Source organism: Clostridium sp. YIM B02555, from assembly GCF_022320955.1.
GTDB lineage: Bacteria > Bacillota > Clostridia > Clostridiales > Clostridiaceae > Clostridium > Clostridium saccharoperbutylacetonicum.
This window is the reverse complement of sequence record NZ_JAKJJY010000008.1, coordinates 64,888-87,013: the sequence shown is the minus strand read 5'-3', so window position 1 is coordinate 87,013 and position 22,126 is coordinate 64,888. Positions and strand designations below refer to the sequence as shown.

Here is a 22,126-nt window from a genome sequence, read left to right as displayed (position 1 = left end):
TTTATTGTCGAGTAAAGTATAAAAATTTCGATTTTTTAAGCCAGTTATATCAATACTTAAGAATGATATGGCTTGTGAAAATGTGATTAAAAGAGAGAGTGGAGCAGCCACTTTTTTATGGGAAGCACTTTATTTAAAAGATTAAATTTCATACTAAAAATTAATCAATTCCAATTACTTTGCTTCTACGCTCCATTAACACAGTATCATGCCAAATACCATTATTCATTTTTGCTATCTTTTCTCTAATTCCTATTTCTCTAAAACCACAGTTTTCATGAAGTTTAATACTTGCAACATTTTCTTTTATAATCCCTGATTGCAAAGTCCAGAAGTTATTTTCTTCAGATAGTTTTATCATGTTTGTCATAAGAGCATGACCTATTCCTAAACCTCTGTAATTCTCGCCTACATATATGCTGACCTCAGCAACGCCAGAATAAACACATCTGCTTGAAGTAGCACTTAGAGTAATAAAACCAAGTACTTTTTCATTTGATTTAGCAACTAGTCTACAAGATTTCACATGTCCATTATCCCAAGCTTCAAAAGTTGGTACTGAATTTTGGAAAGTAGCAATACCAGTATTGATGCCTTCTAGATAAATTTGTGAGACTTCGTCCCAGTCAGATTTTTTCATCTTTTCAATTGTATAATTCATAGTCTATTAACTCCTCCAATATAAAAAATATTTTATCAGTAAGAATGAACTAGTTATACATTTTTTTAATTTTCATCATTACAACAGTTAGATGTGTTTTCAGCCTTAGTAAGAGCCTCAATTATAATATTTAATCCATTAAAAACTGTTAAACGTTCTTCAGTAGATATTTGATTAAAAATATTCATAAATTTATCATCCATTTTACTTTCAATATCTCTAAAAAGAATTAAACCTTTGTCCGTTAATTTAATATCTACACTTCGTCTATCTGTTTTTGACTGAGCTCTAAATACAAATTCTTTTTTTACAAGGCTGTCAACAGTTCTACTCATGGTACTTGTGTCTAAACCTATCAATATAGCTAAATCTTTTAAGGTAATACTCCCAATGCGTCCTATCTCAATTAAGGCATGGCATTGAGCTAAAGTAACTTCTAAACAACAACTGTCTTGCTTATTTAACAATCCAAGCTTTCGCTCTAATAGTCTAATTAATTCTCTAAAATTTTTACTATTAATATCATTCAAAGATATCACTCCTTAGGTAAATAATAGCACTAATAGTTGCAATATACAATTATTGTTTTATACAAATTAATTAAATTTTAACTTTTCATTTTACTTTTTTTAATATTGGTGAGCACTAGAAATGTAATATTTAATAAAACATTGACGGCTTAAATAATAAAGTACTTTTTTGTTATCTGTTTAAAGTAGAATAGTATAAATATGGATGACGGAACATGTAAAAATTTACTAAAATTCTTAGATATAAAGGAATTTGTATTACGATTAGTGTTGGATTATATTGGAATAACAATTAAAATAGATATATGGAACGCGCGTTCATTTATTATTGAGATAAGGGAGAAATGATAAATGAAAAATTACTTTAAAAAGTTTAGTATAATGTTTATGATGGTTTTAATGTTATCAGCGGGATTTTGTGTTAGTGCTTTTGCGGATGATATTTACACAGACAATTTAATACCTAAAATGACTAGTAATACAAATCCTAGTGGGAAAGTTACTTGTAGTTCTACTTGGGATAGTAATACGTGGCTAGGGTATAGAGCGTTTGACAAATCAATAGATAATTTGGGATGGTGTACTGCCAATGGATATCCTAATGGATGGCTAGAATATGAGTTTGAAGCTCCAAAAAAGATAACTCAATATACAATTGCAGCTAGTACTGTGCAAAATAATGCACCACCTAAATCGTGGACATTTGAGGGATCAAATGATGGAGTGAGTTGGACTAAATTAGATTCAAGGAATAATGAAACTAATTGGAGAGATAATGAAAAAAGGTTTTATCAATTTAATAATAATATTTCATACAAATTCTATAAAATTAACATAAGTAATTCAAATAATCCTAAATATTGTGTTATTTCAGAACTTGAAATGATGGAAAAAGTAAATAATATAACAGGAATAGCATTAGATAAACCATCAGTGGTTTTAGCAATACTAGACTCACAACAATTAACAGCAACAACAACTCCAGCAGGAGCTCAAGTAACCTGGAAATCAAGTGATACATCAATAGCTACAGTAGATTCAACTGGTAAAGTAACTGCAATGAAAGATGGAACCTGTACTATAACAGCAACAACTTCTGATGGATTAACTGCTACCTGTGTTGTAACTGTAATACCAAAAGGAACTGATCCAATATTAGAAGATAAGATAGTTAATATTGCACATGCAAAAGGTGATAATACAAATAATGCTGGCGGAGATGTTACAATTATATTTCATGGATCAGCTGATACTACCTTGAGTGTAGTGAAAACAGCAGATGTAAAAGATGTATGGGTGGGAGATAATTTCACATATACTATAGTCGTCACTAACACTGGTACAAAGACAGCTAAAGCAGTAATAGTAAGTGATCCAGCGCCAAATCATATAGATTTTAATGTTAATGGAGTAACAACTACTCAAGGAACAGTCGATTCAAGTTCGACATCTAAAAATATTATAGTTAATGTTGGAGATATTCCACCTGCAGGAACAGTAACAATTAAAGTACCTGCAACTGTAATAGCATAAAACGATTTTTTAGAAGATAATCAAATATAAATTTCATAAAAGGTACTTGCAGAATGCAGGTACCTTTTAACATTAGCGCGCATTAGGAAGAAAGTATAGATAATACTAAAGGCTTAAATAAAAAGTCTTTTTTTATAATCACTAATTGATTCCATGATAAAATAAATTATATGGGAAATTGAAATTTTGGAAGGGAACTTTCTATTTGCAAAAAAATTATAGATTTTCATAATGGAGAAATAGTGGCTATTAATAACAATATTGGAGTAAGTTTTATAATCAAATTACCTTGTACTAATATTAAGAACAATCAGTGAGAAATAAATGATTGTTTTTAATTTTCATAAAATCACATAAAGTTCACACAATTATTATATATCAATAAGATATTCTCTTAGTATAATTTTAAATATGTGAAATAAAAGGCTTTAAGAAGTTGTAGTAGTTTATATAAACAGAAAAGGATTGGTGAAGTTAATGAAAAAGAAAAAAATTATATATATTATAGGAATATTGATAATTACAGGTACATTAAGTGCTGTATTCTATGTGGAACATATGTATAAAGCAAACAAAAGCATAGATACAAAAGCAGAAAGCATACAAAATGGGAAGGTGAATCTTGTAATAGACACTGAAAATAAAGCTGCGCTTCCTAAAAATTTTAGAACTACAAAAGATAAGATTAACAGTGAAAAAGCAGGTGATGTTAATCTGGCAGGAATGTTTGATCTAAATATTTCCGGTAGTGGTGCTCTTTCAGAAAAAGGTTTAGCTATGATAAAAGAAAAAATAGGTAGTAAGTCCATCATAGATGTTGACCTACGTCAAGAAGATCATGGCTTTGTTAATGGTATGGGAATAAGTTGGTTTGGAGAGAATGATCAAGCTAATAAAGGAATTTCCAGAGATCAAATTATAGCTGATGAGAAAAATAAGCTAAATGGAATATCTAAAGATAAACACGTTGTTTTTGATAAGCTGCCTAAAGGTAAATCCATAAATACAATTAGTGAAATTAACAATCCAGAAAGTGTACAAACTGAAGAAGAACTAGCTAAAAGTCTAGGTATGAATTATCTGAGAATAACTGTAACTGACCATGAAAAACCATTAGATGATCAAGTGGATTTATTTGTTGGATCAGTGAAAAATCTTCAACAGGATACTTGGTTGCATTTTCACTGTAGAGGAGGAGCTGGGAGAACTACTACTTTTATGGCGATGTATGATATGATGCATAATACAAAAAATGTCAGCTTTGAAGATATAATAAAACGCCAAACTTTAATAGGTGGATCAGATTTATTAAAAGGCGAAGATCAAGATGAAAGTCAAGATAGGTTGAATTTCATGGAAGAATTTTATAATTACTGTAAAGATGATAAAGATGAATTTCAAACATCATGGTCTGAATGGATTAAAAGTAATAAAAAATAGCACTATTCAAACCTGATTTAATAGTAAATGTATCAACTGGTTCAAAGTATAGATATCCAAACCAAGAATTAGACTTATGCAACAATTACCGAAATATGATACATTTATCTTCCGCAGGACTAGTGAAATTTTCGCTGGAAGGTTCTAAATGTGGGATTGTCGTCATTTCAGCGTGTTCCAGATGTAAAATCCCCAAGGAGAAAGTTCATGTTTCCAAATATAAAAGCTCCAGGGAGAAAGTTCGTGTTTCCAAATATAAAATTTGGACACTTACTTTTTGGACATTCACTTTTAGACAAGCTGAAAATGAAACAAGCCCACATTAATACCCTTCAACAGCTCAATTTCACATGCCTGCTCCAGAAAAAAATGTACCATATTTCTAGTGTAATTTAGTAATTTTAATTTCTCAAGAGCGTATATATATTCCATTTATAAGTTAAACTCTTAAATTGGATATCTATAGCCTAGAAAAAGTATTATATTAAAGTAGCTGTTGCAAATATGTAACAGCTACTTTTTGTTCAGATAATAAAATTTTGACATTAGTTTATAAATAGTTTAACTTTGATTTGATTTTAATTAACAGCAATGAAAAATCGAAGTATAAAGAGTTAAAGGTAGTAACACAAAACTTTAAAGTTTGAGTTGTTATCAAACACGAATAATTTATATTTCAATCACAAACAATAACTATAAAAATGTCTGGTATTTTAAAGGAGAGTTCTATTTATGAAAAAAAAATTCGCTTTAATTGTTGTTATAAATCTTATTGGAATAATAATTTGTTGCGGTGCAAGCACTGTGGAAGCTGCAATAGAAAAAGATAGGTTGCAAACAATAATAGAAAGAGGAGTAATAAATGTTGCTTCAGGATACGATGTTCCATTTTTTTATATGGATTCTAAAACAAATCAGATAAGTGGAATTGATGCTAATATCATAACTGAAATTGTAAAGCGACTTGGAATTAAAAAAACTGAAGTGAAGAAAGTACCATTTGAAAGCTTATTAGAAAAATTAAATACTGATGATAGTATTGATATTGCAGCTAGTGGAATATATATAATTCCTGAACGTGAAAAGCTTGTGGTCTTTACAGAACCTTTGTATAAAGAAACAGAAGCTGTTATTGTTCCAAAATTTTCTGAAATTAATTTTATGAGCGATTTAAAAAATGCAGTAGTTGGAGTAGAAAAAGGAACAGCATTTGAGGAGTTGGCAAAAAAATGGAAGGGAAATAACTTAATAAAGGATGTAATGTTTTTTGAAAATTCATCTGAATTATTGAATGTTATAAATAACGGGAAAGTTGATGCAGGTGTATCTGATTCCGTTGTTGTAAACTATTTATTATTAAAGAATAAAAACCTTTTCTTAAGAACGCTAAAAGGTTATACTCCTGAAATACCTGGAACTGTAGGAATAGCTGTTAGAAAAGATGATAAATCTTTATTAAATGCATTAAATAAAGCAATTAGTGATATGAAAGCAGATGGTACATTGTATACGATTCTTGTAGATAATGGATTAGATAAAAGTAATATGATTGAAAATAAATGATATAAGTATATGTTACACTATAGTCTTTTCTAAAATGATAATTTTATCATTTTGCATTTTTTTCACGAGAAGTGATGGTAAGTTGAAATAAATCTCAATTTCTTCTTGTGTTACATCTTTAGGAAACTTACGTCGTCTTAAATGTGCATATCTTTTATAGTTATATCTTCCCCAAAAATACATTAATATAAAGCAACTACCTGCAATAACAATGGTGATTATAAAAATATGTATTATTGCACTTACATCATCTAAGGAAGATAACTTGTTATAAAAATTAGATAAATTTAATGACCATAATACTGTATATAATAATGAAAATAATACAATAGATAATAAAGTTTGAATTATATAATACAGCATCATAAGCCATCCAATTGTAGTTATTAATATTTCTAATATTCTAATGCTCTTTTTTTGCAATCCATCAATTATATTCATGTTTAAATCCCCCTATCAGGACTGTTCCATGTTGCAAATTTTTTTCTGTTTCTAAATAATGCTTTAGGAATAGCTCTTAATATAACTAAGGCACTAAAGTACCAAAAAAAAGTTGGATACCAAATTGCCCATAAATAATATTTTAATAATTCTTCATCATATCGTTTATCTAATGACATTGCTACAATGAATTGAATTAAGCAGATAAAAGATAGATATTGACCTTGCCAAAAGATAATGGAAAAGGTTTGGGTTCCAATAGCGAGTTGTACAGTCATTATTATAAACAATATAAACCATGCTATTGACCAAAATATGCTTAATATTTGTTCTATGTATACAGGCATCAAGCGCCTATATTTCCAACTTAAAAATATGTTCCAGTGACGCATTATGACTTCAATTCCACCTTGAGCCCATCTCACTCTTTGATTCCATAGACCAACAAGTGTTTCAGGTACCAACATCCAGCAAAGAGCTTTGGGTTCATATCTAATATCCCAAAAACGTTTTTGAAGTTTCCACGTTACTCCTATATCTTCTGTAATTAAGTCTCTGTCCCATAATCCACAATCTATTAAGGCTCTTTTTCTATACACTACAACAACTCCTGAAACAGTCATTACTTTACCAAGTAATCTTTGTGTCCTTTTAATAAGGCTGATAATACTTGAGGATTCACATAACTGTATTTTAGCTAGTAAAGAACTACGGTTGCGAACTCTAGGATTTCCAGTTACAGCACCAACTCTTTCACCATAGTTTGGAGTAATGAAATGAGGTATCATATAGTTTAAAGCTTCACAATCAAGATACGCATCTGCATCTATTCCAGCCAAAAACTCCCCTTTTGATGCAATTAAGCCTAGATATAGTGCATTTGCTTTACCTACATTAATTTTAAGCTGAATAACTCTTAATTTTTCATATTCTGTTGATAGGTTGTTTAATATTTTTTCAGTTTTATCTTTACTACCATCATTGATAGCTATAATTTCATAGTTAGGATAGTTTAGATTATTAAGACGTTTAATTGTATTTTCTATAGTATTTTCTTCATTATGACATGGTATTAAAATTGATACCATGGGACTCTCAGTTAAGGGTAATGCGGGCTTTTTCTCTCTTCTGTAATAAAATAGAACACCACCAATTATCCAAATTGTACTCATTATAAGTGGATACCAAAATACAAATGATGATGCATATGTTATTAATTTATTCATAAAAACTCCTTGAAAACTAATATAGAATTCCTTGATATTCTTGTATAATGCATCTTGACAAATTATTTAATAAAGAAACTAACTTAAACTAGATTATAATTATTATGTGGAGTATAAAGTAAAATATTCAAAGTATAATTTTGAAATTAAAATTGATAGATGGTATAGATACACAATGCAAGAATTAGACTTATGTGGTGACTTAGCGAAATTACATACATTTTTATTCCACAGGACTTATGAACTTTTCGATGGAAGGTTCTAAATGGCAGCTTGTCGTCATTTCAGCGTGTTCCAGATGTAAAATCCCCAAGGAGAAAGTTCATGTTTCCAAATATAAAATTTGGACATTCACTTTTGGACAAGCTATAAATGAAACAAGCCATAGAGGAAACTCGACTCACGTTCGTTCGCTGAGTAAGCGATTCACACCAAATCACAGATTTGGGTTCTCTGCTTAACAACCATCAGCAGCTCAATTTCACATGCCTGCTTCCAGAAAAATGTATATGATTTCTAGTGTAGTTTAGTAATTTTAATTTCTCAAGAGTGTATACATGTTCCATTTATAAGTTTGAGTATTAATTTGGATATATATATAGCTGGCTATTAATAATAGTAAACAAATTATGAAATTTAAAAAGTTATTGTCAAGTAATTGTTGGAACATGTTATAATTGGTTTATAATGGTAAGGTATTTATCGTTATTATAAATAAAAAATGTAATTAAATTGAAGGTGGAATAATGAATTTTTATGATGAAAAATATATTTTAGGTAATTGGAAATTTAATGATGGTAAGGGTACTCTTAGTATTGAAAAGATAGGTGAGACATACAAGTGTGCTTGGAAGATAGACAAAGAAAATACTTGTTATGAGTATTTTGGAATTGGAATATTTGTTGATAATAAGTTACTTGTGTCAAGATATAAGAAGCAAGTTACAATGGCTGGAATTGGCGTGTATAAGCAAATAGGCGATTTAAGGTCGAATTCAGCACTTTGGGCTTCAACACAAAATTTTGATATATTAGGTTCAGGGATTGCATTAAGGAAAGAAACAAGTGAAAGTTTTGAAGGCAATTATAGGGTTAGGTATTTTATAAAAGAATATGAATCTCCTATTTTTGACTTAAATATTATAAAAAAGGAACAAAGTGATAATTTATATGACCTTAATTGGGCTGCTAACAATGAAGTTAAATTACATGGAATTGGTACAATTGATAATGGACAAATGTATCTTGCTTATGGAGGGGTAGATTTTGAGTATGAAGTGGTTGTTTTAAGTAATGATAGTGCAAGGACATTGAATGGGAAATGTGCTTCGGTAAGCAGTTGTAGTATTAATGAAGAAATTTATATTAGATAGCTGTAAAATATGGATCAAATGAAATTTAAATATATTTTAATCTAGCCTATTTAGGGGGATTCTTTATTCAAGAAAAGAAAATTTATCAGATTGTCAATTACTTTAATTAAGTTGTTTGCATTTTAAAATTGAATAATGTTGCAATTGCAATATGTGTTATAATTTATACATACTGGTGAATTAAGAAGGGGGAACTATATTATGAAAGCACAAATTAATCTTATTACGATTTGGACAAACGATATAGAGAAAATGAAAAATTTCTACAATCAAGTTCTTGGATTTAAAATTGAAAATGACCTTGGCAATTATGTTGAATTTGAAAATGCTGGAGTAAGATTTGCCATTTGTATGAGAGAAGTAATGCACGGATATAGTGATGAATATAGGAAAGAGCCACTTGGGCAAGGCTTTGAACTTGCTTTCCCATGTGAAAATCCTAATGAGGTTGATGAATCCTTTAAACATTTAATCTCTAAAGGGGCAATATCTGTTCATGAACCACAAGATATGCCTTGGAATCAAAGAACAGCGCTATTTGCTGATCCAGATGGAAATATTCATGAAATTTTTGCAGAGATTAAATAGGGTATAATCTTTAATTTGCTCTTAAATTGCAACTACGAGTTAAATATTGTTTAGCACTAGGAAGAGAATATATAACAAAAAAGGACTTAAATAATAAAGTCCTTTTTTGTTATATATTTAAAGTAGAATAGTATAAATATGGATAATTTTATATGTAAAAATTTACTAAAATTCTTGGATATAAAGGAATTTGTATTACGATTATTGTTGGATTTAATTGGTATTAGAACTAAAATAAATATAAGGAATGCGCATTCATTTATTATTGAAAACAAGGGAGAGAATGATAAATGAAAAATTACTTTAAAAAGTTTAGTATAATGTTTATAATGTGTATATTATTTATTGGTATTGGAATGATTCAAAATGCAGATGTTGCTAATGCAGTAACTAAAGGGGATACAATAGCAGATGTGGCTGAAAATGGATGGCAAAGATACGATGATGGAGATAATAGAATTACATATACAGATAATTGGCAATCATCATCAGAATTACCTCTTTTATATAAGAATACTCAACATTGGATACATCCAACTGGAAATGAATCGATAAGATTTACTTTTTATGGTAGTAAATTAAGATATTATACATGTATGAATAATAGTTGCTCATCAAGTGTTAGAATTAATATTGATGGAAACGAAGAATATTTTAATACTTATTCAACAATGCAGTATACAACTCCAAATCAAGCGAAATTAGCATATGAGAAAACAAATATGTCATTAGGCTTTCATACTGTAGTTGTTAATGTTAATATGAATATTTCAGGAATATATAATGGATGGAGAGTATTAGCTTTAGATGGAATAGAGATTGATAAAGATGGTTATTTGTTACCATATGATTCATCAAAAGATATTCCTAAATCAATATCATTAAATAAGTCAACTACAAATTTAACAATAGGAGATTCAGAAACATTAATTTCAACTACAACACCAGCTGGGATAAATGTTAAATGGAGTTCATCTGATACCTCTGTTGCAACAGTAGATTCAAATGGAAAAGTAACAACCATAGGAGCAGGGACAGCAACAATAACAGCTACAACATTAGATGGAAGCAATTTAAGTGCTACCTGTGTTGTAACTGTAACACCAAAAGGAACTGATCCAAATCCACAACCAACAGACACAGATAAGATAGTTAATATTGCACATGCAAAAGGTGATAATACTAATAATGCAGGTGGAGATGTTACGATTATATTTCATGGATCAGCTGATACTACCTTGAGTGTAGTAAAGACAGCAGATGTAAAAGAGGTATGGATAGGAGATAATTTTACATATACTCTTGTAATAACTAATACTGGAACAAAGACAGCTAAAGCAGTAGTTGTAAATGATCCAGCACCTAATCATATTGATTTTAATGTTAGTGGAGTAACAACGACTCAAGGAAGTGTTGATTCAAGCTCAACCTCGAAAAATATTATAGTTAATGTTGGTGATATTCCACCTGCAGGAACAGTAACAATTAAGGTACCTGCAACTGTAATTCTTTAATTAAAAAAGTAATTCAATATTATAATACAAAAAAAGATTATAAGTACAGATATTTCTCGGTATCTAAAGATTATTGGGGATATAATATCATTCAGTAAAGATGATTTACAAAACAATGAAGTTATTAATATAAAGAAAACTGAAGAAACCGAAAAATTATTTTATGTACTAAATTCAAATAAATTAATTAAATCATATAGACAACGTGAAGAGTTTTATATTTTATTAATGGATTAAATGATGATTATTCAATTATATAAAAGTATTTTAAATAAAACTGTACGAGCTTAATCGAAGTTCACTATCTTAAATTAAGTTCGTGCAACTTTATTTATAGTTGTGAAGTTTTAATTAAAGAATAAATACTAGGTAAGTTTATGATTACAAAGAACATATGCTGTTTTATAATTGGCTAAGAATTGGGATTAAAGTGTAATATGGTTTAAAAGATATGAATGTGTCTATTAAATAAAATAAATAGTTTAGTTATGAAGCTAAAAGAAGGATAATTTTTTCTTTTGTCAAATATTAAAATTATTACATTCCATAAATTACAATATATGTATTTACAGAAGGTTTTTTGTTGTCTGATAAACGTTCGTTTTTGAGACAGTAATCATAAATTTACTCATATTGTCATTTAATTTATACATATCTTCTAACATTGGTCTGTTTAGAACATATACTTTTACACCCTTATTAATAAGCTCTGCAAATTCTTTTCTACCTTGTATATAGTTTCTACCGAATCGTTCAATAGCTGAAACTATGATATTGTCTCCATTAACAGCTACTTGTTTCAAGAGTTGATATTGAGGCCTTTCAAAGTGCTTGCCGGTTTCCTTTTCCTCCATGATTATTATATCTTTATTATTTATTCTATTTCTTTTGCAGAAATCTTGAAGCTCAGAGCTATACATTTGTCTATCTGTCTTTTGCTTTCCCGTAGTTGATACTCTAACATAATAAAACCATCTATTCATAAAATACATCATTAAAATTTAATTACTTGATGAATATAGTATATAAAACATCTACGCAAAGTTAAATTCATTTTACGTAGATGTTTGTAAATAGTTTGTTATACTTTACACATGCAATTTTACAGGGTTTTTAACCGTAGAGATATATAGTTAGAATGAACTTTCAGTGGCAAATAATGTCTTGTTGGCGGATTCTACACGAATATTGGACATCCACTAGCTGAATAGTTTAATTTTCTATATGATGCTACTTATTACATTATAAACCATATATTGATTATATTTGGAAAAGTGATATAATTTAGTTTATTAAATCAGTACAATTTGAATTTAGTATATAAATCATGAAAGAGATGAGGGGAAAAATGACGAATATTACCGATAACATTAGTGAAAATATTTCAAAAAATAATTCATCTAGTAATAAAACTGAAAAAAGTGTGAATTTTAACATGTTGGTTTTAATGTTAGGGTTTGCAGGATTTGTTTCAGCCGCTGATAATTGGTTTGTTTCACCGGCCATTTCAGCAATTGCAACAGAATTTAGTATATCAATTTCTATGGCTGGTGTAGTATTAACATCATATATGATACCGTATGGATTTTTACAACCATTTTATGGATTTTTTGGCGACTATTGGAACAAATATAGTGTGTTAAAGTATATTGTATGTGGTTTAGCTATTGGAACTTTAGGAAGTGCTTTTGCTAGTTCACTATTAGTATTATGTATTTTTCGTATAATCACAGGATTTTTTGCGGCTGGTATTGTTGCTGTATCATTGGCGCTAATAGGAGATACTGTTCCAGTATTAGATAGACAAATTTATGTTGGAAAATTTATGGGAATTGTTTTTTTAGGACAAGGTTTAAGTGCAGGCTTGGGTGGATTAATCACTAAATTCATTAGCTGGCGCGGAGCATTTGTCTTTTTTGCTATAGCAGCTACAATTTCAGCTATAATTTTATTGACAAAATCACCTAAGGATAAAAAAATTGTATCCAATGGAAAAGGGAATTTTTTTTATAAAGCTAAACGAACTATATGTTCTGCTAAAGGAAGAATTATTTTTCCCTTATCTCTAATAACAGGATTCTTATTACTGGGCGTATATTCGTATCTAGGAGCATTTCTAAATAAGATTATAGGATTGGATTATTTACAATGCGGTATAGTAATAATGTTTTATGGATTTTCTTGCTTAATAGGTGGAACAAAAGTTGGAAATTTAAGCAAAAAAATTGGAAAGAAAAACGTAATACTTTTAGGAGAATTTTTTGCTTTAATTGCAATTTTATTTTTGTATTTTCTTCATTATTGGCAATTTGCTATATTAGCTACAATTTTATTAGGATTAGGTTATATATCTATTCAATCTACCTTGGCCACACTGGCATTTGATATTACAGATGATAGTAAAGGACTTTCATCAGGCCTAATAGGTTTAGGACTTTTTGGAGGTGGCGGTTTAGGTAGTTTGTTTAGTGGGTGGTTACTTTTTATAGGAGGATATCAAGTTATTTGGCTCGTTTTTTTTAGTGTAATATTGTTATTTATTTGTATTACGCTAAAAATTAAATTATATTAAATAAAATTATCATATATAAAGAGGAGGAATTCGATGATAAAAAAAACTTTATGGGGGGCTCATTTATTTGTCCCAGGAAACAATGCAGGATTTTTATGCAAGCTACCAATAATAAATGTAAAAAATATAATTATTGACTTAGAATTTGCAACTAAAATGCCATTTAAAACGGATGGTAGATATTTAACACGTAATGCTATTTCATATATTAGATCAATCAGACCTGATATAAATATATGTGTTAGAGTAAATCTTTCTTCTGCAAGGGAACTTCAAGATGAAGATATAAAAACTGTTATTCAGGCTAAGCCAGATTCTATTAGAATACCATCTGTTAGCAATAAGTATGAAGTTGAATATGTAGATGAATTGCTTACAAAATTTGAAAAAGAAAATAAAATGGAAATTGGAAGCATAAAATTACATCCCATGATTGAAAATCCACAAGGATTAAAACATATATCAGATATAATACAAGCAAGTAATCGTGTTGAAGCAATTGCATTGGGAGGTGAAGATTGGGCATATAATTGCGGCCTGCATAGAACTAAAGAAGGGCATGAGTTAGAGCTTATAAAATTTGAAATGGTAACTGTAGCTGCTGAATACAAAATTTTAGCTATTGATACAGTTTTTTCATTTTTAGATGATACAGCTGGATTAATTTCTGATTGTAAAAATAGTAGAATACTAGGATTTAGAGCTAGATCTACAATAAATCCAAGACAACTTGAAATTATAAATAATGCATATGCACCATTAAATGAAGAAATAGAGTGGGCAAAATCAACTTTAGACGATTTAACAGAAGTTAAATTTAATAATACAATAAATTACGTATCAAAAGGAGTTATAGTAGATCCACTTGCTATTTATCAAGCAAAAGATATACTAAATAATATTAATGAGGTGAATTTAAATGAAGTTAGTTAATGATAATATTAATTTATTAAAAAATAATTCTAAAATAAAAAAATTAGATATAAAATTAAGTTTAACGGAAATTAAAGAATGCATGTACAAGTACAAATCAGATTCTATGTGTAAAACAGATATAGAAATTAATGAATATGATGGTATTACTGTATTACTAAAAGGTAGTAGTGATGAAACAATAGAAACTGATTGGAAATATTTCAATGATATTGTTACTTACATAGTTAACAATAGAAAAGAGGATGTAAAGAAAGATACATTTAAAAATGAATGTATTATTAATGAACGTGATAGAAATTATACAAGACCATATGAAATTTTAGCAAGTGATTATGTTAATCAATATTCTAATGGTAGACTATATATTACAGGACATGTTGCTTCTTTAATGGATAAATTAGATAAATGTATTCTTGAATTTGCAAAACAAGAAAATGCAATTGAATTTTATTCAGAGCCATTATGGTATGAAGATGAACTTGAAAAGTTTGGGTATAGCAAAGATAATGAAAATTTATTTAAAATAAATAAATTTGATGATAGGTCTGATATATATTGGCAAAATGCTGTATGTGATAATATTTGGGAATCCTTAGAAAATAAAACGATTGATAAATTTACGGTTTACAGTTCATTAGGAGTATGCAGTAGAACTGAAAGAAATCAAACATATTTTTTTGAACGAATGAATGTATTTCATATGAGAGAAATAGTAGCTGTTGGAGAAAAAGAAAATGTAATTAAATTTCGTGAACGTGCTATTCAATTTGTAATTGAACTTAGTCAAAAATTAAAATTGAATTTTTCATTAGAAGAAGCTAGTGATCCATTTTTTATTGAAGATACGAACACATTGAAAGACACTAATTCCAAATTAGAACTACCAGAAGTTGTAAAAGTTGAATTTAGACCACATTTATATGATAATAAGTCACTTGCATGCGCTAGCTTTAATGTTCATGGAAACTTTTTTGTAAAAAAATTCAATTACATGAGTAAAAACAATGATGAGAATTTATGGACTAGCTGTATTGCTTTTGGATTGGAAAGATGGTGTTGGGCTATCCTTGTTCAATTTGGAACAGATGTAAATAAGTGGCCTGAGCATCTAAAAAGCTTAATATTTTAATTAAGTGGAAAATGTTAATATATTTACTCAAGAAAAATACGAAAAAGTAGATTATAATTTTGGAGATGATATCAATAATTTATTATTGAATAAGTTTATTACTAAACTTTGTTTTGATGCAATAGTAAAAGAACCATGTATATGGCCAAGTTTTGGATTAGTTACTTTTAACAGTTCTGGTTTTCATAATGATATGGATTATTATCTATTGGTAAAGAGCGGTAAAAGTATTGTTCCATATTTTTATTTGTGTTTTGAAATAGGATGCAATAGTTCATATAGTAAGGGAATAATTATTGTTAATGAACTAGAAATATTAATGAAAAAAATAAATGGAGTGCAGCTGCATCTGGAGATTTGATAATAGTATTATTGGTTATGGTGAGTATTTATGAATCAATATTTATCGATAATAGGTAAAAAAATATTAATGGCTAGAGAAGAACGCTATTTAAAAAAAATAAAAATTAGTAAAAATCACAAATGCATTATAGAACTATCGCTGAACATTCCAGGGGTTCCGAAGTCAGGGGGAATATGGGCAGGAGTTTTTAAAGTTTGCATTAGGTCTATTCAAGATAATATTCCATCACAATTGTTATTATATAACATAGATATTGCAGGATATTATGCAGTATTTAGCTCTTATATTTCATTAAAGGATACAAAAATAAAAAGTTGTCTAATTGAAGAGCAAAATATGTGGGGAAGGCTAGTTGATATAGATTGTTTTGAAAATGGAGTTAAGATATCAAGAGAAGATGTAGGCTTCAAAGAACGTAAATGTATTTTATGTAATAATTACAATTCAGTATGTATAAGAAATCATGTTCACAATATTAAAGAATTAAGATGTGAAGCCGAAAAATTAGCTAAAAATATTGAATGAAATAGAAGGTGAAAATATTGAATTATACTGTTTTAGAAAAAAGTGGTAGTGATGCTTCATATGATTTAATAATAGAGGCTATAGAACCAAAACCAGATAATGGTTATATAGTAAAATCAGTTGTTGCTACAAATAATAAAATAATAGAAGATATGATTAATAATATGTTAAATTTTGAATTTTTACAAGGCATTAGCTGGGGGTTAAGATTTAATTTCTTTCAACATATACCTGACCAATGGATACTTGAAGCGCGTTTAGAATCTCTTTTTGAGAAAATGACTAAAAAAGAAATGAGTATTAATAGATAATTTTGTTATAACTAATTATATTAAAAGTACAGAGAAGGTGAAAAGGAAAGAAATGAAAAAAGAAATATTAAACTTGCCTAATGTGAAACAACCTGATTACCCATATAATCAAGTAGTAAAAGCTGGGAATACTTTATATTTATCAGGCCAAGTATCATGTGATTTACAAAGTGGACAATTTATATTGGGAAATATTGAGATTCAAACAAAAAATGCATTAGAAAATATAAAATATTTACTTGAAAACTCAAATTCTTCAATGAATAATATCTTAAAAGTTGTAGTATATATGAAAAATATTTTTGAAGTTGATAAAATGAATGAAATTTATAAAATGTATTTCAAAAAAAATGAATTACCAACAAGAGTAGCAATTCAAACTACATTTCCAAATAAAAATATAGAAATTGAACTAGAAGTAGTTGCTTTAACAAATTAAAATATTATAGGGGCTGTCGCATTAGCGTATTAAAATCCGTTAACGACAGCTCTTTTCTGGTTTATAAACAAGTTGGAAAAACTGATAATGTTGTAGTGAGTATTGGAGCAACTGACAAGTTCAGTGAGAATGAATTAAATGATGCAGTGAATTGCATAAAGAAAAGTTTTAAAAGTTATAATGGAGCTACTCTGACAAAATTATGGTATGATAAAAAAAATCAGATCAATTTATTGAGGGGTATTTGAAAAATGGGAGAGGTTCAGTGAATGGTGTTAAAACTGAAAATGTAATTGTTTTGCTATCAAATTTTGATGTAGATTCTTCAGGTGGGGATGGAAGTTTAAATCCAAATTCAACTTATGATAATTATAATTGGATATTAATAAGAGACAGTAAAACGGATAGTTGGAAAGTTGATGATCGTGGATATTAAAAAAGAAAATAACTAAATACATTGTATACATAATTACAAGAAGTTCACAATTTTCTATAATGCCTGAATTAATAAAAAAGTTGTCACATGCTTGACATAAATATTATGTATTATAAATATATAAAGTAGTTAAAACATTATTTACCCCTTATTAAATATAAATATCCAATATGCAGAATGATCTATTCACCCTAGTAGATCATTCTTTTTATTTAGTTTTAATAGGGTTTATTTATATTTTAGAAAAAACAAATTTAGGTGAAAATTTAATGGAGACATAAAAAATATTGGAGCTTAAGTACCTGTTTTTAGCAGGTGCTTTTCTTTGAAAAAATCAATTGGTAATAAATATGGCTTTTAACCCAAACTATAATGGCTGTTAGCCAGATTCGTGATGTTAAAATACCGTGTATGCTAGTAATTATAAATACTAGCATAACCTTAATGTTTATGCATAAAATGTATTGACAATTTAATAAGCTGAATATATACTAAACTTATAAGAAATGAAGGAATTGAATAACTTATCAAGAGTGGTGGAGGGACTGGCCCTATGAAACCCAGCAACCGATCAAGTAATGATTTACGATGACGTGGTGCTAATTCCAACAGCGTTAGCTGAAAGATAAGAGAGAAAATTTTTATGCAAAGATGCACTAGAGATTAATCTCTAGTGCTTTATTTTTATATAATAAGTTTTTAATTTATCTTTGTACTGCTATTGTATCTAAGATAGAGATTTTTATATAAAAATATACGAGTATTTTGATAAGAATTATAAGCTTATAATTTAAATATATTGGGGGTATAAATATGCCAAAATTAAGTAATAGATTAGATTGGTTTTCTGAATCTATAATAAGAAAAATGACTAGAATAGCTAATAAATATGGAGCAATAAATCTTTCACAAGGTTTTCCGGATTTTGATCCACCTAAAGAGATACTTAATCAATTAAAAGAAGTTTCAGAAAAAGGTCCACATCAGTATTCGGTGACTTGGGGAGCACAAAATTTTAGAGAAAAGCTAGCATTAAAGCAAGAGAGATTTATGGGAATTAAAATAAATCCAGATGAAAATGTGTTAGTAACCTGTGGAAGTACTGAAGCTATGATTTGTGCGATGATGAGTGTTTGTAATCCGGGAGATAAAGTAATTGTTTTTTCGCCATTTTATGAAAATTATACAGCAGATACAATTTTATCTGGATCTCAGCCTATCTATGTTGAATTAAAGCCGCCAGCTTTTAACTTTGATAAAGAGGAATTGAAAAATGCATTTAAACAAAATCCTAAAGCACTTATTCTTTGCAATCCGTCAAATCCTACAGGCAAAGTATTTACCGAAGAAGAGCTGCTATATATAGGAAGCCTTGCAAAAGAATATGATACTTTTGTAATTACTGATGAGGTTTATGAGCATATAATTTTTAAGCCTCATAAACACACTTATTTAGCAGCTTTAGATGGAATGTTTGAAAGAACAATTTCATGCAGTTCATTATCAAAAACATATTCAATTACAGGATGGAGACTTGGATATATTATTGCAAGCAAAGAGGTAATAGAAAATTGTAAAAAAGTTCATGATTTCTTAACTGTAGGAGCAGCAGCACCTCTTCAAGAGGCAGCAATTAAAGGCTTGGAATTTGATGATGAATATTATGAAGAATTGAGTAAAATTTATGAAAAAAAGAAAAAATTATTTTTGGATGGATTAGACGAAATAGGGCTTAAGTATTACGAGCCTCAAGGTGCATACTATGTAATGGTTGATATATCTGAATTTGGATATGATGATGATTACGAATTCTGTAAATGGTTAGCTAAAGAAATTGGAGTAGCAGCAGTACCAGGTTCAAGTTTCTTCAAAGAAAAAGTAAATAGTTATATAAGATTTCATTTTGCAAAGAAAGAAGAAACCTTAAAAGAAGCTCTTAAGAGACTTGAAAAACTTAGGAAATATAGAAATAACTAAATTAATTAAAGCAAGATAAAGTTAAAAGCATTAGCAATAAATACAAAAACAATAAATTTTGGAGGGAATAAAAGATGAAGATTTTAAAGAAATTAGCAGTACTAGTGATTATAGGAACAATAGGAGCAAGCTTGGTTGCATGCGGAAGCAGTAAAGAAAGTGCAAAAACAGATAGTAAAGAAGTGGGGAATAAAAATATTGTAATTGGTGTATGCCCAGGACCTTATGGGGATATGGTCAAGGAGGCGTTAGCACCAGCCTTAAAAGCTAAAGGATATACAGTTTCGACTAAAGAATTTAGCGATTATATTCAGCCAGATAAAGCCTTAGATAACAAAGAAATAGATGCAAATTTATTTCAACACACAGAATATTTAAAGAAATTTAGCTCAGATAATAACTTGAAAATTTCACCAGTAATAGTTGTACCAACTCTTTCAATGGGAGTGTTCTCAAATACCATAAATTCATTAGATCAATTAAAAGATGGTGCTAAAATAGCAATACCAAATGATGCTTCAAATTTAGCAAGAGCATTAAAATTATTAAAGGAAAATGGAATTATTAAGTTAAAAGAAAACATTGATGAAACTAAGGCGACTGAAAAAGATGTTGCAGAAAATCCTAAGAATATTAAATTCACACCAATTGAAGGTGCACAACTTGCTAGAAGTATTGACAGTGTTGATTTAGCAGTAGTTCCAGGAAATTTTGCATTTGCGTCTAAGCTTGATTATTCAAAAGCACTAGCTGTTGAAAAATTAGCAGAAAATTATAAAAATGTTGTTGCAGTTAGAACAGAAGATTTAGATAAAGATCTTGGAAAAGATTTGAAAGAGGCTGTACAATCTAAGGAATTTAAAGATGCTATTGAAAATGGGAAATTTAAAGAATTCAGTAAACCGGATTGGTGGAAATAATTTAAAACAATAAGTTGTGAATGAAAATATAGATATCCAACGCGAGAATTAGACTTATGCAAAACTTACCGAAATCAGATACATTTATCTTCCACAGGACTAGTGAAATTTTCGCTGGAAGGTTCTAAATGGCAGCTTGCCGTCATTTCAGCGTGTTCCAGATGTAAAATCTGGACAAGCTGAAAATGAAACAAGCCATAGAGGAAACTCGACTCACGTTCGTTCGCTGAGTAAGCGATTCACACCAAATCACAGATTTGGGTTCTCTGCTTAAGAACCATCATCAGCTCAATTTCACATGCCTGTTTCCAGAAAAATGTATATAATTTCTAGTGTAGTGTTACGATTATAATTTCTCAATGATGCATGCATATTACATTTATAAGTTTGATTCCTAAATTGTATATCTATATATAATTAGATATATATTTTCATTCATTAAAATAATAATACGTATTTAAAGATCACAAGAAATATTAAAATGGTCATTAATATAAGTTCCAATTATCAATGTGCAATTGTCATTAGCTACGAAAGCCGTTACGGATTTCTTGATGTGAGATGTAAAATCTTAATTAGAACTTATATATTTACAAAATTTAGAAGGTGGTGAAAATAATGATTGTATTAAAAGATGTTAATGTTGAATTCAAGTTAAAAGGAAATTTAGTTCGTGCTGTGAATAATGTGAATTTAACTATAAATAAAGGTGAAGTATTTGGAATTGTAGGCTTAAGTGGAGCAGGAAAAAGTACTTTGGTTAGGGTTATAAATTTACTACAAAAACCTTCGTCTGGACAAGTTTTTATTAATGGAAAAGATATTACTAAATTAAATAGGACAGGACTTAGAAAAACGAGACTTAAAATAGGTATGATATTTCAACACTTTAATTTAATTGGTGGGAAAACAATTTATGAGAATATAGAATTTGTTTTAAAAGCAAATAATTATGAAAAAGAAAAAAGAAGAGATAGGATTTATGAATTATTAGAACTTGTAAATCTAAAGGATAAGGCAGATGTATATCCTTCAAATTTAAGTGGTGGTCAAAAGCAACGGGTTGGAATTGCAAGAGCTATTGCAAATAATCCAGAAATACTTCTTTGTGATGAAGCAACTTCGGCATTGGATTTAGAAAATACTGAGGAAATATTAAACCTTTTAAAGAATATAAAAGATAAGACTGGAATTACAATAGTGTTTATAACTCATGAAATGGAGGTTGCAAAGAAATTATTCAACAGAGTTGCAGTAATGAGTAATGGGGAAATAGTTGAAGTCAATGATATATATTCAATTTTTTCAGATCCTAAGCATGAAGTGACTAAATCATTAATAAGTAGAAATTCTAATTTAGATTTGCCAAAAGAAATTATTAAGTCTATAAATGAAGGGGAAATAATTAAAGTTTACTATAAAGGGGATAATAGTTTAAAGCCAATTATTTCTGATGCAGCTAAGAATTTTGATGTAGACATTAGCATTATTCATGGAAAAATTGATTATATTGACGGAAGGCCAATTGGGATATTAATAATAAGTATAACTGGACATAAAGATGAAATAGCTAAAGCAAAGGTATATATTAAGGAAAATGTTATTAAAACAGAAAGAATTGTTAATGAATATTTGGAGGTGATTTAAC

General features: G+C 28.7%; 22 protein-coding genes and 1 riboswitch. Of the genes, 17 read left to right on the top strand and 5 right to left on the bottom strand.

Translation table 11 applies throughout. The features are described from left to right. Positions 1-160: 160 nt before the first annotated feature. Positions 161-661, bottom strand: a complete 501-nt coding sequence (locus L3B98_RS13135) for a GNAT family N-acetyltransferase (RefSeq protein ID WP_238917005.1) — start codon at positions 659-661, stop codon at positions 161-163. Between the two features lie 65 nt (positions 662-726). Continuing rightward, positions 727-1,191 (bottom strand): MarR family transcriptional regulator, encoded by a 465-nt coding sequence (locus L3B98_RS13130; RefSeq protein WP_238917003.1) that lies wholly within the window; start codon positions 1,189-1,191, stop codon positions 727-729. Between the two features lie 351 nt (positions 1,192-1,542). Between L3B98_RS13130 and L3B98_RS13125 the strand changes: the two genes are divergently transcribed. The 3 genes from L3B98_RS13125 to L3B98_RS13115 all read left to right on the top strand — a co-directional run bounded on the left by L3B98_RS13125 (position 1,543) and on the right by L3B98_RS13115 (position 5,727). Further along, positions 1,543-2,724 (top strand): Ig-like domain-containing protein, encoded by a 1,182-nt coding sequence (locus L3B98_RS13125; protein WP_238917001.1) that lies wholly within the window; start codon positions 1,543-1,545, stop codon positions 2,722-2,724. A gap of 477 nt (positions 2,725-3,201) precedes the next feature. After that, the gene (locus L3B98_RS13120) at positions 3,202-4,164 is read left to right on the top strand and encodes a protein tyrosine phosphatase (RefSeq protein ID WP_238916999.1); all 963 of its coding nucleotides are present in this window, start codon (positions 3,202-3,204) and stop codon (positions 4,162-4,164) included. A 732-nt stretch (positions 4,165-4,896) separates the two neighbouring features. Continuing rightward, entirely contained in the window at positions 4,897-5,727 is an 831-nt protein-coding gene (locus L3B98_RS13115) for an ABC transporter substrate-binding protein (RefSeq protein ID WP_238916997.1), read from the top strand. A gap of 12 nt (positions 5,728-5,739) precedes the next feature. Here the strand turns inward: L3B98_RS13115 and pgaD are convergent, their stop codons facing one another. Both pgaD and pgaC read right to left on the bottom strand, forming a co-directional pair. Further along, positions 5,740-6,168, bottom strand: coding sequence for a poly-beta-1,6-N-acetyl-D-glucosamine biosynthesis protein PgaD (gene pgaD / locus L3B98_RS13110; protein WP_238916995.1), 429 nt, complete (start codon positions 6,166-6,168; stop codon positions 5,740-5,742). A 2-nt stretch (positions 6,169-6,170) separates the two neighbouring features. Continuing rightward, positions 6,171-7,394, bottom strand: coding sequence for a poly-beta-1,6-N-acetyl-D-glucosamine synthase (gene pgaC, locus L3B98_RS13105; RefSeq protein WP_238916994.1), 1,224 nt, complete (start codon positions 7,392-7,394; stop codon positions 6,171-6,173). Between the two features lie 746 nt (positions 7,395-8,140). On the opposite strand from pgaC, the gene L3B98_RS13100 reads away from it, so the two are divergent. From L3B98_RS13100 to L3B98_RS13090, 3 genes are all read left to right on the top strand, one after another. Continuing rightward, on the top strand, positions 8,141-8,767 hold the full coding sequence (locus L3B98_RS13100; RefSeq protein WP_238916993.1) for a hypothetical protein: 627 nt from the start codon (positions 8,141-8,143) through the stop codon (positions 8,765-8,767). A 201-nt stretch (positions 8,768-8,968) separates the two neighbouring features. Continuing rightward, complete coding sequence (locus tag L3B98_RS13095; protein ID WP_238916992.1) at positions 8,969-9,355, top strand: VOC family protein; 387 nt, start codon at positions 8,969-8,971, stop codon at positions 9,353-9,355. Positions 9,356-9,645: 290 nt separating this feature from the next. Continuing rightward, the gene (locus L3B98_RS13090) at positions 9,646-10,869 is read left to right on the top strand and encodes an Ig-like domain-containing protein (RefSeq protein ID WP_238916991.1); all 1,224 of its coding nucleotides are present in this window, start codon (positions 9,646-9,648) and stop codon (positions 10,867-10,869) included. 566 nt (positions 10,870-11,435) lie between these two features. Here the strand turns inward: L3B98_RS13090 and L3B98_RS13085 are convergent. Next, positions 11,436-11,852, bottom strand: coding sequence for a recombinase family protein (locus tag L3B98_RS13085; protein WP_173696319.1), 417 nt, complete (start codon positions 11,850-11,852; stop codon positions 11,436-11,438). Between the two features lie 365 nt (positions 11,853-12,217). Here L3B98_RS13085 and L3B98_RS13080 point away from each other — a divergent pair, with 365 nt between their 5' ends. From L3B98_RS13080 to L3B98_RS13030, 11 genes are all read left to right on the top strand, one after another. After that, complete coding sequence (locus L3B98_RS13080; RefSeq protein WP_238916989.1) at positions 12,218-13,441, top strand: MFS transporter; 1,224 nt, start codon at positions 12,218-12,220, stop codon at positions 13,439-13,441. A 33-nt stretch (positions 13,442-13,474) separates the two neighbouring features. After that, entirely contained in the window at positions 13,475-14,374 is a 900-nt protein-coding gene (locus L3B98_RS13075; protein ID WP_015392018.1) for a CoA ester lyase, read from the top strand. Further along, positions 14,361-15,506, top strand: a complete 1,146-nt coding sequence (locus L3B98_RS13070; RefSeq protein ID WP_173696321.1) for a hypothetical protein — start codon at positions 14,361-14,363, stop codon at positions 15,504-15,506. The genes L3B98_RS13075 and L3B98_RS13070 overlap by 14 nt, the downstream gene beginning before the upstream one ends. Positions 15,507-15,510: 4 nt before the next feature. After that, a complete protein-coding gene (locus tag L3B98_RS13065; protein ID WP_238916988.1) occupies positions 15,511-15,867 on the top strand; it encodes a triphosphoribosyl-dephospho-CoA synthase in 357 nt (118 codons plus the stop codon). A gap of 30 nt (positions 15,868-15,897) precedes the next feature. Further along, positions 15,898-16,395, top strand: coding sequence for a citrate lyase holo-[acyl-carrier protein] synthase (locus L3B98_RS13060; RefSeq protein WP_238916987.1), 498 nt, complete (start codon positions 15,898-15,900; stop codon positions 16,393-16,395). Positions 16,396-16,412: 17 nt separating this feature from the next. Further along, positions 16,413-16,706, top strand: coding sequence for a hypothetical protein (locus L3B98_RS13055; protein WP_015392022.1), 294 nt, complete (start codon positions 16,413-16,415; stop codon positions 16,704-16,706). Between the two features lie 52 nt (positions 16,707-16,758). After that, positions 16,759-17,145, top strand: coding sequence for a RidA family protein (locus tag L3B98_RS13050; protein ID WP_015392023.1), 387 nt, complete (start codon positions 16,759-16,761; stop codon positions 17,143-17,145). Positions 17,146-17,410: 265 nt separating this feature from the next. Continuing rightward, entirely contained in the window at positions 17,411-17,581 is a 171-nt protein-coding gene (locus L3B98_RS13045; protein ID WP_238916985.1) for a hypothetical protein, read from the top strand. Positions 17,582-18,102: 521 nt separating this feature from the next. After that, positions 18,103-18,213, top strand: a riboswitch (SAM riboswitch). Between the two features lie 181 nt (positions 18,214-18,394). Next, complete coding sequence (locus L3B98_RS13040) at positions 18,395-19,558, top strand: pyridoxal phosphate-dependent aminotransferase (RefSeq protein WP_238916984.1); 1,164 nt, start codon at positions 18,395-18,397, stop codon at positions 19,556-19,558. 74 nt (positions 19,559-19,632) lie between these two features. Continuing rightward, positions 19,633-20,478 carry a MetQ/NlpA family ABC transporter substrate-binding protein gene (locus tag L3B98_RS13035; RefSeq protein WP_238916982.1) on the top strand — a complete coding sequence of 282 codons (846 nt, stop codon included), beginning with the start codon at positions 19,633-19,635 and terminating at the stop codon, positions 20,476-20,478. Between the two features lie 618 nt (positions 20,479-21,096). After that, positions 21,097-22,125 carry an ATP-binding cassette domain-containing protein gene (locus L3B98_RS13030; RefSeq protein WP_238916979.1) on the top strand — a complete coding sequence of 343 codons (1,029 nt, stop codon included), beginning with the start codon at positions 21,097-21,099 and terminating at the stop codon, positions 22,123-22,125. Position 22,126: the final 1 nt, after the last annotated feature.

Excerpts from the sequence above, each read along its gene's own strand:
- L3B98_RS13090 (WP_238916991.1), top strand. The coding sequence starts at position 9,646 with ATGAAAAATTACTTTAAAAAGTTTAGTATAATGTTTATAATGTGTATA.
- L3B98_RS13075 (WP_015392018.1), top strand. The coding sequence starts at position 13,475 with ATGATAAAAAAAACTTTATGGGGGGCTCATTTATTTGTCCCAGGAAAC.
- L3B98_RS13070 (WP_173696321.1), top strand. The coding sequence starts at position 14,361 with ATGAAGTTAGTTAATGATAATATTAATTTATTAAAAAATAATTCTAAA.
- L3B98_RS13120 (WP_238916999.1), top strand. The coding sequence starts at position 3,202 with ATGAAAAAGAAAAAAATTATATATATTATAGGAATATTGATAATTACA.
- L3B98_RS13035 (WP_238916982.1), top strand. The coding sequence starts at position 19,633 with ATGAAGATTTTAAAGAAATTAGCAGTACTAGTGATTATAGGAACAATA.
- L3B98_RS13050 (WP_015392023.1), top strand. The coding sequence starts at position 16,759 with ATGAAAAAAGAAATATTAAACTTGCCTAATGTGAAACAACCTGATTAC.
- pgaD (WP_238916995.1), bottom strand. The coding sequence starts at position 6,168 with ATGAATATAATTGATGGATTGCAAAAAAAGAGCATTAGAATATTAGAA.
- L3B98_RS13125 (WP_238917001.1), top strand. The coding sequence starts at position 1,543 with ATGAAAAATTACTTTAAAAAGTTTAGTATAATGTTTATGATGGTTTTA.
- L3B98_RS13030 (WP_238916979.1), top strand. The coding sequence starts at position 21,097 with ATGATTGTATTAAAAGATGTTAATGTTGAATTCAAGTTAAAAGGAAAT.
- L3B98_RS13060 (WP_238916987.1), top strand. The coding sequence starts at position 15,898 with ATGAATCAATATTTATCGATAATAGGTAAAAAAATATTAATGGCTAGA.
- pgaC (WP_238916994.1), bottom strand. The coding sequence starts at position 7,394 with ATGAATAAATTAATAACATATGCATCATCATTTGTATTTTGGTATCCA.
- L3B98_RS13100 (WP_238916993.1), top strand. The coding sequence starts at position 8,141 with ATGAATTTTTATGATGAAAAATATATTTTAGGTAATTGGAAATTTAAT.
- L3B98_RS13085 (WP_173696319.1), bottom strand. The coding sequence starts at position 11,852 with ATGAATAGATGGTTTTATTATGTTAGAGTATCAACTACGGGAAAGCAA.
- L3B98_RS13115 (WP_238916997.1), top strand. The coding sequence starts at position 4,897 with ATGAAAAAAAAATTCGCTTTAATTGTTGTTATAAATCTTATTGGAATA.
- L3B98_RS13040 (WP_238916984.1), top strand. The coding sequence starts at position 18,395 with ATGCCAAAATTAAGTAATAGATTAGATTGGTTTTCTGAATCTATAATA.
- L3B98_RS13080 (WP_238916989.1), top strand. The coding sequence starts at position 12,218 with ATGACGAATATTACCGATAACATTAGTGAAAATATTTCAAAAAATAAT.
- L3B98_RS13135 (WP_238917005.1), bottom strand. The coding sequence starts at position 661 with ATGAATTATACAATTGAAAAGATGAAAAAATCTGACTGGGACGAAGTC.
- L3B98_RS13095 (WP_238916992.1), top strand. The coding sequence starts at position 8,969 with ATGAAAGCACAAATTAATCTTATTACGATTTGGACAAACGATATAGAG.